The sequence below is a fragment of the Bradyrhizobium centrolobii genome, assembly GCF_001641635.1.
Taxonomy (GTDB): Bacteria; Pseudomonadota; Alphaproteobacteria; order Rhizobiales; family Xanthobacteraceae; genus Bradyrhizobium; species Bradyrhizobium centrolobii.
This window is the reverse complement of sequence record NZ_LUUB01000125.1, coordinates 77,459-90,178: the sequence shown is the minus strand read 5'-3', so window position 1 is coordinate 90,178 and position 12,720 is coordinate 77,459. Positions and strand designations below refer to the sequence as shown.

Annotated in this window: 15 protein-coding genes and 1 tRNA gene; 4 read left to right on the top strand and 12 right to left on the bottom strand. The window is 64.5% G+C overall.

From position 1 onward, the window contains the following. Positions 1-53 precede the first annotated feature (53 nt). The 4 genes from AYJ54_RS44680 to AYJ54_RS44665 all read left to right on the top strand — a co-directional run bounded on the left by AYJ54_RS44680 (position 54) and on the right by AYJ54_RS44665 (position 2,070). Positions 54-458 carry a GFA family protein gene (locus tag AYJ54_RS44680; protein ID WP_063708967.1) on the top strand — a complete coding sequence of 135 codons (405 nt, stop codon included), beginning with the start codon at positions 54-56 and terminating at the stop codon, positions 456-458. Positions 459-507: 49 nt separating this feature from the next. Beyond that, a tRNA-Val gene (locus AYJ54_RS44675) sits at positions 508-584 on the top strand. A gap of 264 nt (positions 585-848) precedes the next feature. Further along, a complete protein-coding gene (locus AYJ54_RS44670) occupies positions 849-1,040 on the top strand; it encodes a hypothetical protein (RefSeq protein WP_136624364.1) in 192 nt (63 codons plus the stop codon). Between the two features lie 169 nt (positions 1,041-1,209). Further along, a complete protein-coding gene (locus AYJ54_RS44665; RefSeq protein ID WP_063708845.1) occupies positions 1,210-2,070 on the top strand; it encodes a class I SAM-dependent methyltransferase in 861 nt (286 codons plus the stop codon). Positions 2,071-2,315: 245 nt separating this feature from the next. On the opposite strand, the gene AYJ54_RS44660 is transcribed toward AYJ54_RS44665, so the two are convergent. The 12 genes from AYJ54_RS44660 to AYJ54_RS44610 form a co-directional block, all read right to left on the bottom strand. Continuing rightward, positions 2,316-3,293 (bottom strand): cation diffusion facilitator family transporter, encoded by a 978-nt coding sequence (locus tag AYJ54_RS44660; protein ID WP_063708844.1) that lies wholly within the window; start codon positions 3,291-3,293, stop codon positions 2,316-2,318. A 2-nt stretch (positions 3,294-3,295) separates the two neighbouring features. After that, entirely contained in the window at positions 3,296-6,505 is a 3,210-nt protein-coding gene (locus tag AYJ54_RS44655) for an efflux RND transporter permease subunit (protein ID WP_063708843.1), read from the bottom strand. Further along, the gene (gene ihpB, locus AYJ54_RS44650; RefSeq protein WP_063708842.1) at positions 6,498-7,472 is read right to left on the bottom strand and encodes a divalent metal ion exporter adaptor subunit IhpB; all 975 of its coding nucleotides are present in this window, start codon (positions 7,470-7,472) and stop codon (positions 6,498-6,500) included. Before ihpB ends, AYJ54_RS44655 begins: the two co-directional genes overlap by 8 nt. Continuing rightward, positions 7,469-8,743: a divalent metal ion exporter subunit IhpA gene (gene ihpA, locus AYJ54_RS44645; RefSeq protein WP_063708841.1), complete on the bottom strand. Its 1,275-nt coding sequence runs from the start codon at positions 8,741-8,743 to the stop codon at positions 7,469-7,471. Before ihpA ends, ihpB begins: the two co-directional genes overlap by 4 nt. A 54-nt stretch (positions 8,744-8,797) precedes the next feature. Then, entirely contained in the window at positions 8,798-9,229 is a 432-nt protein-coding gene (locus AYJ54_RS44640) for a hypothetical protein (protein ID WP_347337253.1), read from the bottom strand. Positions 9,230-9,283: 54 nt separating this feature from the next. After that, a complete protein-coding gene (locus AYJ54_RS44635) occupies positions 9,284-9,652 on the bottom strand; it encodes a hypothetical protein (RefSeq protein WP_063708965.1) in 369 nt (122 codons plus the stop codon). A 139-nt stretch (positions 9,653-9,791) separates the two neighbouring features. Next, positions 9,792-10,499 carry a c-type cytochrome gene (locus AYJ54_RS44630; protein WP_063708840.1) on the bottom strand — a complete coding sequence of 236 codons (708 nt, stop codon included), beginning with the start codon at positions 10,497-10,499 and terminating at the stop codon, positions 9,792-9,794. After that, positions 10,496-10,621, bottom strand: a complete 126-nt coding sequence (locus AYJ54_RS53645; RefSeq protein WP_283808777.1) for a hypothetical protein — start codon at positions 10,619-10,621, stop codon at positions 10,496-10,498. The genes AYJ54_RS44630 and AYJ54_RS53645 overlap by 4 nt, the downstream gene beginning before the upstream one ends. A 52-nt stretch (positions 10,622-10,673) precedes the next feature. Next, the gene (locus AYJ54_RS44625) at positions 10,674-10,979 is read right to left on the bottom strand and encodes a hypothetical protein (RefSeq protein ID WP_063708839.1); all 306 of its coding nucleotides are present in this window, start codon (positions 10,977-10,979) and stop codon (positions 10,674-10,676) included. Between the two features lie 97 nt (positions 10,980-11,076). After that, positions 11,077-11,340, bottom strand: coding sequence for a hypothetical protein (locus AYJ54_RS44620; protein ID WP_063708838.1), 264 nt, complete (start codon positions 11,338-11,340; stop codon positions 11,077-11,079). 108 nt (positions 11,341-11,448) lie between these two features. Next, positions 11,449-12,090, bottom strand: coding sequence for an NrsF family protein (locus AYJ54_RS44615; protein ID WP_063708837.1), 642 nt, complete (start codon positions 12,088-12,090; stop codon positions 11,449-11,451). Further along, positions 12,087-12,644 carry a sigma-70 family RNA polymerase sigma factor gene (locus AYJ54_RS44610; protein ID WP_063708836.1) on the bottom strand — a complete coding sequence of 186 codons (558 nt, stop codon included), beginning with the start codon at positions 12,642-12,644 and terminating at the stop codon, positions 12,087-12,089. Before AYJ54_RS44610 ends, AYJ54_RS44615 begins: the two co-directional genes overlap by 4 nt. Between the last annotated feature and the right edge of the window lie 76 nt (positions 12,645-12,720).

Sequence of the window (12,720 nt, the reverse complement as noted above, 5' to 3'; positions counted from 1 at the left end):
GGAAGATGATAAAACGGCGCCTTCGGGCGCCGTTTTTGTTTCAGGGGATGGCCATGCAGATCGACGGGCAATGCCATTGCGGCCGGATCACCTATGAGGCCGAGATCGACCCGGAGGCGGTGTCGGTCTGTCATTGCCGGGACTGCCAGACCCTGACCGGTTCGCCGTTCCGGGTGACCGCAATCTGCTCGGGGCGGGCGATCCGCCTGACCGGCGGCACGCCGAAGATCTACGGCAAGCGCGGCGACAATGGCCGGATGCGCTTCCAGCATTTCTGCGGCGACTGTGGTTCCCCGCTGTTCACGAGCGGCGAGGGCGACCAGGCCGACGATTGGGGCATCCGCTGGGGCAGCATCCGTCAGCGCGACGCCTTGCGGCCCGCCAGGCAGATCTGGTGCCAGTCGGCGGCGGTGTGGATTGACACGGTGCCCGTCTTGCCGGGCCGGCCGCAGGATTGACGTTCGGCCCTTGCTCCTGCCGGGGACCTGGCGCTAAAGAGGCGGCGAGGGGCGGTTAGCTCAGCTGGTTAGAGCATCTCGTTTACACCGAGAGGGTCCGCGGTTCGAATCCGTGACCGCCCACCAGCCTGCGCTCGCGCAGCGAGGCAGGCTGCCACGCCGAAGCCCGACGGGCGAAGGTGGGCTTTTCGGCGCGAGCTTCGGCTCGGCAGGCGGGCCGACGACCGAACCCGATTTGGTGGTTGTCGGGCCCCTTGCGTGCCTTCGCCTGGCACCCGACGCCCCGAAAGAGCCCTCGTGGGGTCCAAAATTACCTTTTTTCGGTCATCTTTTCGATCGCGGTTCGAACCAACGTTCCGGCTCCCTATGTCAGCGTGGAGTATCGCCGTGATGAGTGATCTTCGCATCAAGCTGGAAAGGTACGAATCCAAAGCCGTCCACTGCATGAGAGCGGCTCAGGAAGCTCCTGATGAGGCCGGCCGGGCCTTTTATGAGGAGCTTGCTCACTACTACGACGAGCTGGCAGCGGACTTCCGCCGCGTCCTTGCGAAGCGAACCGGGGCCTCGCTCGCGGCTGAATGACCTGGCGTAGCGCAGGTCGGCAGCCAAATCCCCTTATCGTCCGTCAACCTCTGACGCCGTGTCGCGCGGCGTGCACGCAAAAGCGTGTCGCCGAAGAACCCGCCTCAGTTGACGGCGTCTTCGCATTTCGGCATCGGGGTCTTTCGACCAAGCTGCCGGAGGCGCATCCATGGAACAGCCAAGCGGACACGAGCAAAACGCCGACCAGATCGCCTATTGGAACGGACCCAGCGGGCAGCGCTGGGCGGATCGCCATGCGGCGCAGGAGAATTTACTGGGGCCCATTGCCGACGTGCTGATCGACCGCGCCAAGCCCAGACCGGGTGAGCGCGTGCTCGACGTCGGCTGCGGCTCCGGTGCGACGACGTTCGCGTTCGCGAAGGCGGTGGCGCCGAACGGGTTTGCGCTCGGCCTCGACGTGTCCGACCCGATGCTGTCGCAGGCCCGCGCGCTGGCGCCGACGGGCCTGCCACTGGATTTCGTGCTGGCGGATGCCACCGTCCATCCGTTCGAGCCGGCGAGCTTCGATCTCCTGGCCTCGCGCTTCGGCGTGATGTTCTTCGCCGATCCGATCGCGTCCTTCACCAATCTCCGTCGTGCGTTGAAGCCCTCGGGGCGGCTGGCCTTCGCCTGTTGGCGCGAGCCGCGCGAAAATCCCTGGATGATGGCCCCGCTGATGGCGGTCTACAAACACGTGCCGAAGATGCCGCCGGTCGGGCCCGAAGAGCCCGGTCCCTTCGCCTTTGCATCGGAGGAGCGCGTGATGCGTATCCTCAAGGGCGCCGGCTTCGTGGACGCGGCGATGGAGCCGCAGAATCTGGCGATGGATGTCGCGATCGGCGGCGGCCTCGAGGCGGCCGTCGATGGCTCGCTCCAGATCGGCCCCGCCAGCCGTGCCCTCCAGGGCCATCCGCCGGAGACCTATGAGGCCGCCAAGGCCTCGATCCGCGAGATGCTCGCGCCATACGTGAAGGGGCAGTCGGTGGCCCTGCAGGGCGCGATCTGGATCGTGACGGCGAAGGCGGCGTAGGGTCGCTTGCTCTCAGCCTTCATTGTGAATGAGTTGGAAGCATCGTGCCGCATAGTCAGTGTCGTCCCGGCCTAGTGCGCAATTGCGCACGGGGGGCACAGGGACCCATAACCCAGGGAGAAGTTGCGGCGCGATCGGGTAACCGCGAGTCTTCGCCAAACCACGCCCTGTGGTTATGGATCCCGGATCGGCGCTTCGCTTGTCCGGGACGACACCTGCGATTGGGGCGACGGCGCAACTCACCCTCACACCACATGATCCGGCGCCAGCGCGCAGCCGTTATCGGGGCGCGTCTCCACCTGAAGCGTGGTGTGGCCGATGCGGAATGACGTCTTCAGCAGTTGCGCCGTCTCCATCAGGAACGCGTCGCCCGTGGCGCCGCCGGGCATGACCAAATGGCACGTCAGCGCCGTCTCGGTGGTCGAGATCGGCCAGACGTGGAGGTCGTGGATCGCGTCGACGCCGGGGCGGTCCAGGAGGAATGTCCTGATGGCGTCGAGGTCGGTGCCCTTCGGTGCGGCGGCCATCGACATGTCGATGGAGCTGCGCAGCAGGCTGGTCGTGCTCCACAGGATGGTGGCGCAGATGATGAGGCTGGTTACGGGATCGAGCCAGAGCCAGCCGGTCCAGATGATCAGCGCCGCCGCGACGACGACGCCGAACGAGATCGCGGCGTCGGCGGCCATGTGCAGGTAAGCGCCTTCGATGTTGATGTCCTCTTTCCGCCCGCTCGCAAACAGCATGGCGGTGGCGCCGTTGATGAGGATGCCGATGCCGGCGACCACCATCACGGTGACGCCGGCGATCGGCTCCGGCTCGCGCAGGCGCAGGATCGCCTCCCAGCCGATCGCGCCGGTCGCGACCAGCAGGAACACCGCGTTCGCCAGCGCCGAGAGAATGGTGGAGGCGCGCAGGCCATAGGTGAAGCGGCCGCTCGGCGCGCGCTTGGCCGCGATCGACGCACCCCAGGCCACGACGAGACCGAGCACGTCGCTGAGATTGTGGCCGGCATCGGCGAGCAGCGCGGTGGAATTGCCGATATAGCCATAAACCGCTTCCGCCACGACCAGCGCGCTGTTGAGCGAAATGCCGATCGCGAAGGCCCTGCCGAAATTCGCGGGCGCGTGGACATGCGCATGGCCGTGGCCGTGATCGTGACCAAGACCATGCGCGTGGTCGCCATGGTCATGGTGGTGATGACCGTGATGGTCATGGCTGCTCACGTCTATTGCTCCTCCGAAGCGGCCAAATCGGAGCTCATTGTAGGCGTTTCCCCGGTCGCGTCACGGCGGAACAGGACGTAAAGCGCCGGCAGCACCAGCAGCGTCAGCACGGTCGAGGAGATGATCCCGCCGATCACCACGGTCGCAAGCGGCCGCTGCACCTCGGCGCCGGCGCCGGTGGCGAGCGCCATCGGCACGAAGCCGAGGGAGGCGACCAGCGCGGTCATCAGCACGGGGCGCAGGCGCGTCAGCGCACCCTCGCGCACCGCATCCGCGACGGACCGCCCCTCGCGGCGCAGCCGCTCGATGAAGGCGATGATGACGAGGCCGTTGAGCACGGCCACGCCCGACAGTGCGATGAAGCCGACGCCGGCGCTGATCGACAGCGGAATGCCGCGCAGCAGCAGCGCGGCGACGCCGCCGGTCAGCGCCAGCGGCACGCCAGAGAACACGAGCAGCGCGTCCGCGGCCGATCCCATGCTCATGAACAGCAGCAGGAAGACGAGGAGCAGCGCCACCGGCACCACGATGGTCAAGCGCTTGGTGGCCGAGACCAGCTGCTCGAACTGTCCGCCCCAGCCGATCCAGTAGCCCGGCGGTAGCTTGACCTTCTGCGCCACGGCCGCCTCGGCTTCAGTGACGAAGGAGCCGAGGTCGCGCCCGCGCACGTTCGTTGCGACCACGACGCGGCGCTTGCCGTTCTCACGGCTGATCTGGTTCGGTCCGGGCGCGACCTCTACGGAGGCCACGGAGGATAGCGGCACGTAACGTAGCGGCGCTCCGGTTGTACCGGTCCATGCCGTCCTGGTCAGCGCCGCACCGTCCGGTGCGGGCGGCAGGGAAATGGGAATGGCCTTGATCGCATCAAGGTTGGCACGCAGGCTCTCCGGCAAGCGTAAGACGATATCGAAGCGGCGATCGCCCTCATAGAGCTTGCCCGCAGGCTTTCCGCCGACCGCGATTTCGACCACGTTCTGCACGTCGGCGACGCTGAGGCCATAACGTGACAGCGCTTGCCGGTCGAGCTTGATCGTCAGGATCGGCAGGCCAGTAACCTGCTCGGTCTTGAGGTCGGCCGCGCCTTCAATTCCGTGCAGGACGGATTGCACCTGCTGCGCGATCCCGAGCAGGATATCGAGGTCGTCGCCGAATATCTTGACGCCGACGTCGCTGCGCACGCCCGCAATGAGCTCGTTGAAGCGCATCTGGATCGGCTGCGTCATGCCGTAGGTCGTGCCCGGCAGCGTGTTGGCGACACGCTCGAGCTCCTCGACGACATCAGCCTTGGACTTGCCGGGGTCGGGCCATTGCTCCTTCGGCTTCAGCATGACGTAAGTATCGCCGGCATTGGGCGGCATCGGATCGTTGGCGACCTCCGCGGTGCCGAGCTTGGAGAACACGGTGGCGACCTCAGGCACCTCTTTGAGCGCGCCCTCGAGCCGTAGCTGCATCTCGACGCTTTGCGTCAGGCTGGTTCCGGGAATCCGGATCGCCTCGATCGTTACGTCGCCCTCATCCAGGCTGGGGATGAATTCTCCGCCCATCCGGGTTGCGGCAAACAGGCTGGCGGCCACGATCACGAGACCGGCGAGGGCAACGCCGAGACGGTGACGGATGACCCGGTCGAGAAGCGGGATGTAGATCCGCTTCGCGGCCCGCATGAAGACATTCTCCTCCGACACCTTGCCGCTGACCAGGATCGCGATCGCGGCAGGTACGAAGGTGACGGACAGCAGAGCCGCGCCAGCCAGTGCCATCAGCACGGTGAGCGCCATCGGCGTGAACATCTTGCCCTCGGTGCCGGTCAAGGTCAGGACCGGGAGGTAGACCACGGCGATGATGAGCGTTCCGAACAGGCTCGGCTGGATGACCTCGCTGGTTCCGGCGCGGATCGTTTCGGTGCGTTCGGCAAGCGACAGCAGGCGTCCGCGCCTATGCTGCTCCTGCGCAAGCAGACGGAGGCAGTTTTCGACGATGATGACGGCACCGTCGACGATGATGCCGAAGTCGATCGCGCCGAGACTCATCAGATTGGCGCTGACCTTGGTTCCGACCATGCCGGTGATCGTCAGCACCATCGAGAGCGGAATGACGCAGGCGGTGATCAGCGCCGCGCGGATGTTGCCGAGAATGAGGAACAGGACGACAATGACAAGGGCGGCGCCCTCCAGCAGGTTCTTCTGAACCGTCTCGATCGTCGCTTCCACGAGATGCGTACGGTCATAGACCGCGTGCGCGACGACGCCGTCCGGCAGCGACTTGGCGATCTCGCGCAGCTTGGCCGCGATCCGCTGCGCGACCGAGCGGCTGTTCTCGCCGATCAGCAGCATCGCGGTGCCCAGCACGGTCTCCTTGCCGTCGACGGATGCTGCGCCGGTTCGCAGATCCTTGCCTTCCTGCACGTCGGCGACGTCGCGAACGCGAACCGGCACGCCGCCGCGGGAGCCGATCACGATATCGCGGATTTCATCGATGGTTGCGACCTGGCCGGGCGCACGGACCAGATATTGCTCGCCGTTGCGCTCGATGTAACCGGCTCCGACATTGGCATTGTTGGCGGCTAGCGCGCTCAGCACGTCCCGGAAGCCGAAATTGTAAGCCATCAGCCGGCCCGGGTTTGGAAGCACGTGGAATTGCCGCTCATAGCCACCGATCGAGTTGACTTCGACAACTCCCGGAACGGTGCGAAGCTGGGGCTTGATGATCCAGTCCTGGATCGTGCGGAGCTCGGTGGGCGTGTACTCGCGGCCGCTCGCGGATTTCGCGCCCGGCTCGGCACTGACGGTGTACATGTAGATTTCGCCAAGGCCCGTCGATATCGGTCCCAGCGCGACTTCGGCCCCGGCAGGCAGTTGATCCTTCACCTGCTGAATGCGCTCGCCTACGAGCTGACGGGCGAAGTAGACGTCAGTGCCTTCCTGAAACACGACCGTGACCTGGCTCAGGCCATAGCGCGAGATCGAGCGTGTATAATCGAGCCTCGGCAGGCCACTCATTACGGTTTCAATCGGAAAGGTGATGCGCTGCTCGGCCTCGAGCGGAGACAGGCCCGGAGCGTTCGTATTGATCTGGACCTGGACGTTGGTGATGTCCGGGACCGCATCGATTGGCAGACGTGCGAAGTTCCAGGCGCCGAAGGCGCCGGCCGCGAGCACGAGGAGAACCACCAGCCAGCGCTGACGGATCGAGAAGGCGAGGATGCGCTCAATCATGCTCGGCCTCTCCCTTGCCCATCTCCGCCTTGACGACGAAGCTGTTCTCGGCGACGTAGCGCTCGCCGGCCGACAGCCCCGCCTTGATCTCGACATAGCGCGGATCGGTTTCGCCGAGCTCGACCGGGCGGGCCTCGATCTTGTCGCCGTCCTCGCGGACGAAGACGATGGTCCGGTTCTCCAGCGTCTGGATCGCGCTCCTGCGAACGGCGACGGCAACGTTGCGCGCGGCGAGGATCAGCCGCGCCGTGACGAACAGGCCGGGACGGAGCCGGCCGTCGGGATTCTGCAGGACGACGCGCGCGAGCGCGGTCTGGGTCTCGCTGGAGCCGATCGGCGCGAGGTAGGAGATCGCACCCTTGATCTCGCCGCGGCCGTCATCGGGATCGATCAGCACCTCGTCACTGATGCGAACACGCCGGAGGTCCTGGCGGTAGATCGAGAGGTCGACCCAGATGGTCGAGAGGTCGGCGACGACGAAGGCCGGCTTCTGTTCCGAAGCGTATTCGCCGAGCGAGATCTGCCGCTCGATGATGGTGCCGCCGATCGGCGCCTTGAGCTCGTAAACCGTGAGGCTCTGGTTGCTCTCGATCGCGGCGAGCAGGTCGTCCTTGGCGACCTTGTCGCCGATCCGCTTCAGGATTGACTTGGCGATGCCGGGAAAGCGCGGCGTTACCTGCACCACGGCTTCCTGGTTGGCGCGCAAGATGCCGTTGAAGGCGAGGGTGTCTGTCAGCGTGGCGCTCGCAGCCTCCGCCAGCATCACGCCGGCGGCGGCGAGCTTGACGTCGGAGATCCGGATGCGATCGGCGCCGTGCTCGTCCTGCTCGACGTGGTCGTTCGGCTTCTCAGCCTTTTTCTCTTCATGACCGGCCGGCTCGACCTTGCCGGGCGCGAGCATCGCATAGCCGTAGGCGCCGAGCGCGGCGGCGACGAGTGCGGCGAGGACGGTGGAGGATGTCTTCATCTTGCGCTCTCCCGGGCGAGCGTGAAGGGATTGCCGACGAGGCCTTCGATGGTCGCAACCCCTGCGTGGAAATTCTGCAGCGCCTCCTGCTCGCGCAGGCGCGCCCGGGTGACGCTCGCCTGGGCGTCGAGGACCTCGAGCAGCGTGAAGCGGCCCTGGCCGTAGCCTTGCGAGATCGCGTCCGTCGCTTCGGTCGCCTTCGGGATCGCGGTCTCGCGCAGGACGGCAAGCTCGCGCAGCGATCCCTCGAGCGAGTCGTAGGCGCGACCCGCAACCACGATCAGGGTGTTGCGGTTGGTGTCGCGTTCGGCCCGGGTCTTGGCGAGGCTCTCCTGCGCGGAGAGGATGTTGCCCTGGTTCTGGTCGAATACCGGAATCGGGACCGAGACGGTGAGGCGCACCGCGTCGTCATTGGTCTCGTTGAAATGCCGCCAGCCGGCGGCGACCCGCACGTCCGGGTAGGGCTTGAGTCGCGCCAGCAGCAGCTCGGCGTTGCGCTGCGCATAGACGGCGGTCCAGCGCACCAGTTGCGGATTGGCATCGATCGCGGCGACCACCGACTTGAACGAGGGCGGCCGTCCCGTGGTGTCGAGCCGACCGGAGACCTCTGCGAATTTTGCCGCGGGATCGCCCATCAGCACGGCAAGCTCGCGCCGGGCGCTGGCCAGGGTTGCCTTGAGGCGCTCGCGATCGGCCTTGACCAGCGCGGAGGCAACCTCGGCACGGCCGGTTTCGGCCGGAGAGGAGGCGCCGGCCTCGACGCGGCGGCGCAGAAGCGGCGTCAGCCGATCGATCGCGGCAATCTGCTCGTCGAGGATCTGGATACGCCGCTGCGCGCCGAGCACGCTCAGGAAGGCGATCGCGGTTTCCGACAGCACTTCGAGCCGGATCGCCTTGCGCTGGATGGCGGCGACCTCGAGGCCGGCCGCTCCTGCGGCGATGCGCGCCTCGCGCTTGCCGAACAGCTCGAAGGCCTGGCTGATCTGAAGCGTGGTCTCGGCCGATTTCGTTCCGCGGTAGATGCCGGAGCCGAAGGAGTTGTCCTGTTCATAGGACAGTTCCGGATTGAGGAGTGCGCCGGCCTGGATGCGCTGGCCCGTGGCGATGCCGACATCGCGCTCGGCCGCGGTGAGCCGCGGGCTGGCCGCGAGCGCGCGCGTCAGCGCAGTGCGCATCGTCAGGGTCTGGGCGTGTGACGTCAGCACCAGGGATGGGCTGATGAGAAACGCCATCGCGCACGCCATGCGCGCGGCCGTTCGCCTGCAAAACATGAATACGACCTGTGAAGGAGGATCGATGGGCGCATGCGGCGCCCGGCTATCCGTTCAGGTCAGATGTTTGGGGGGCGGGGAGTCCGTATCGGGCGCAATGCCGGCAAGCGCCGCTTGAAGCGGCAGCCGCGACGCAGCGGGGAGCTCGGCCACGGCGTCCGGTTGTACCGGCTGGATGACTGCGACCAAGAAGCAGCCGTGGCAGTGATGGCCCGCGAGCGCCTTGTGGTCGCCGTGGCCCGCAAGGCCGTCGTCGAGGATCGAAGCGATTTCCGAGCCGCCGGACGGACTGGTCACGTCGATATCATGTGCACCATGCAGGACGCCGGCGAGCAAATACGTGATCGCGATGAGCACAGCCAGCAGCCCGCGCCAACCGCGCGCGTCGCAAAGTCTCGGAGGCTGGCGGTTCAGAAGCACGAATTCACTCTGGTTGACGTTGGACTGCCTTAGCACGGCAACGAGAGGAGTGTCGATGTGCAACATTGTTACGCGGCTAAAACAGCCGCCCCGACGAACAGGAATTTTCCGAGCTCGTGCTCAGTCGTTGCCGCGGCCATAGTAGCTCTTGATCAGCCGGTACTGACTGCCTGTTGAGAGGTACTCTTGATGCAGGCAGCCGGCGGAGTTGCAAAATCCACCGCCGTGATCACAGTGCAGATGCTCGAAATGCAGCCTGATGATGCGTGAATTATCCAGGTAAGTTGCGAAATAATGCGCAGCCCGTGGCATTCCCCCACACATGTGGGTCACGGCGTTCCTGACGTTGAGCGGCAGCTGATCGATGTGTTCTGGATTCCAGGGATCGTCGTGTCCGACCTGACTGCCTCGACCGAATGCCTGTGAGGTGATGATCAACGACAACAGGGCAGCTGCAATTCCCGGATTCAGGGTGCGAATGTTCAACATGCCAGCCTCCATCGTGACGGATGACTCGCGGTGTTCGCTGGCTGAGACTATCACAGGATTGGCGATCGGCACCAAGGAGACTTGGCATCGCCCTGGCAATCCTGCGGACGGGACGAGGACGGCTCGTTTGACGCTTCTGTCAGCATCGTGTCTCGATCTTCTTGCTGATCTCTTCCGGTGAAGCGAAAATCACGTCGGCGCGGTCGCCCATCATCCCTGCAGGGATAATCGCCGGTGAATCGCTTTGCGGGCCGTCTTTGCTGGAATCGGTCTTCAGGCGCAAATTGCGCTCCCAAAAAGCGTGCGTCTTGCCGTCCGCCGTGGTGACACGATAGGTATCCCGACAATGGGCAATGCGGGTCACGCGCTCGGAAGCCTGGGGCTCCCTCAGGTTCGGCACGCGTCCGCCTCCCATCATGCCGCCGCCCACCATTCCGCCCATGCCGGATTGAGCTGCGACTGCAGGCGCTGCTCCGGGTTTGGTGGCGTCCTTGAGAAAGGCGAGCAGGTCGGCGCGGTCACGCCGCTCCTTAATGCCCTCAAATGGCATGGCGTTATCCGGTACCATGCGATCCGGATCGGTCAGCCAGGTATCCAGCGAACGATCGTCCCAGATGATCCCGGAAGATTTCAGCGCGTCCGAGTATCGTTCGAAGCTCGCTAGACCACCCGCCTTGCGATCCCATAATTCGGCAAGGCTTGGGCCGGTCATGTTCCGGTTGGGTTCGAGGGAATGACAGGTGGCGCAGACCCTGAACACTTGTTGGCCGCGGGCTACGTCGCCTTGTTGGGCTAAGGCTACGGTCTGAGATGCGATCAGGACCAACAGGGCGGCAAGCCTACTCATGGCTGATCCCTTCCCCGCCGGGAGCGCAGGTATTTGATGAGAGCGGCTGCCGCAAGAATCGGGACGACAACGACCAGCAGCCAGATCAGCCCCATGCCCCACATCATTCCGTTCATCATCATGGCCTACCTCGCGTGGGTCGCGGGCAACGGCCCCACGTGTCACGCGGCCCCGCTATTGATCCGCGGTTGCCGTGCTGCGAGACGGGAGCCCATTCTGTGAAGTTGGTATCTTGCGATCGGGCTGGCCGATTCCGCACCTCAGACATTTGTACATCATCAGCATACAGGGCAGCGCGGTTAGTATGCGGACCAGTTCGGCCGTGGTCAGCCAATGCCAGTTGAAGGCGATGCTGAAAGCGACAACGGCGCCAAGCGTCGGATAAAGGGCGAGGCGATATTGATCCAGATAGTCGCTCAATCGGCCGCGCAGCGTATCCAGGAGGTTGGTTGCTGTTGTGATGCGCTCGCTGAGAACCATACGGAGCTCCCTATGTTGACGTCAATTCGGGGAGGAGGAACTGCGGAAGTCGGCTCCTATCCGCAGTCTCCTGTACGGAGATGTTCTCAACGTCCCGCTAGTGGGACTTTGGACCTCCATAATACCGCCAGGGCGAGCGATCTCTGGTCGCAGCCGTTGCAGGCGTCGAGACCGCAGGCCCGCGGTCGTAGGCAAACGCCGAGCCGACGCGATCCTGCGCGAAGCCAGCATAGGGCGCACTGCGTCTGGCCTCGTTCGGCCAATAGCTCTTGTCCGTGATCGTCGAGCCCGCCTGGGCGGTCGGAGACAACGCTGCCAGCGGCAGCAAGAACGAAAGTGTGAGAAGGGTCTTCTTCAACATAGTCCCGGCTCCATCATTGGTAGGAGCGCGTCATGTGCGCGCTTCTAAAGAGGAGTTCGGAACAAACCGTCTGGCGGTTACAGGCTCACACCGACGTGAAGTCTGCGGTTACCAGCGCAGCAAACGCGGCCCCAACACTGCGCCCGCAATGGTGCACAGCAAGATCGTGCCGCCGTACCAAACGGCAATGAACGGCAACGAGTCGTCGGTGCAGTGCAGCGCGTAAGCCAGTGCGCTTACGCCGCCGGCAACGAGGCCTGTGAACGCGCCTGCGCGGACGAGATTAGTGGGGGCGGCCCTTCGCACGGCCCATACCAGGACGACAAAAGGTACGATCGCAATGACAGGTATCGATAGGAGACATTCCAGCCATTCATCCCCAACGATCATTCTGTTCCAGTGCGAACTAGGCGCAGATCCAAGACTGACGGCGGCGAGTAGGATGGTCGCGGCGAAAGGCACAAATGCCCAGAAGGCAGGCCTCCCGCGTTCCCCTCCGGGAGATGACAGCCGTATTAGGTAGACAGATGCAATGCTGATGACCGTAACCGCAAAGGCGAGCTTTGCGATGAGGAACGCAGCAGCATAGGCCGTCACGAAGTCAGTGCGCACGCCAAGCCAGAGTGCCATCACGCTAAATGCCACGATGATCGCAACAGCGACAGCAAGACCGACGGTTCGTCGGATGAGCCCCCGATCGACCGGCTCGAGATGCCTGCTGAGCGCCGTGACGAGCTCGTCCGTCTTCATGATTTGACCTCTTTGGCGATCAGGTCCGCCAATGCCTTCAACCCGCGATGGATGCTGACCTTTATTGCGGGTTCCGAGAGCCGGTACCTTCGTGCTGCCTCAGCGACGCTCAATCCCTCGAGCTTTACTGCGCCGATGGCATATTGCATGTTTCTTGGCAGTTTCTCGATCAGGCGCCGGATGTCGTAGCTGTTCTCTGTAGCGACATGGTCGTCATTTGCCATGATATCGTCGGCTTCATCGATCGGCACGTCGGCGCGCGACGTCCGCGACCTCCGCAGGAAGTCAATCAGCTTGTAGCGCGCGATCGCATGTACCCAGGGCGTCAACAGTTCCGCCGGATCGTAACTGTGCCGCTGTATATGAATAGCCAGTAGTGCTTCCTGAACCAAATCCTCCGCCTCCGTCGCGCCCTTGCCGAAGCTCGCAAGCTTGCGTTTGTAGTAGGCCCGCAAATGCCGGCTCAACCGCTCGAGCAACCTCCGGTGAGCCGCAGCGTCGCCGCTCTGACTGGCCAGCATCAAGGCCTTGAGTTCCGTCTCGGGGGTCGTCATGCCTGCCTATCTCGTTAGTTCGTTGGCGCGGCAGATTTGGGTACAGCTTCGAGGGAGGGCCGAGGCGAAAAACCAG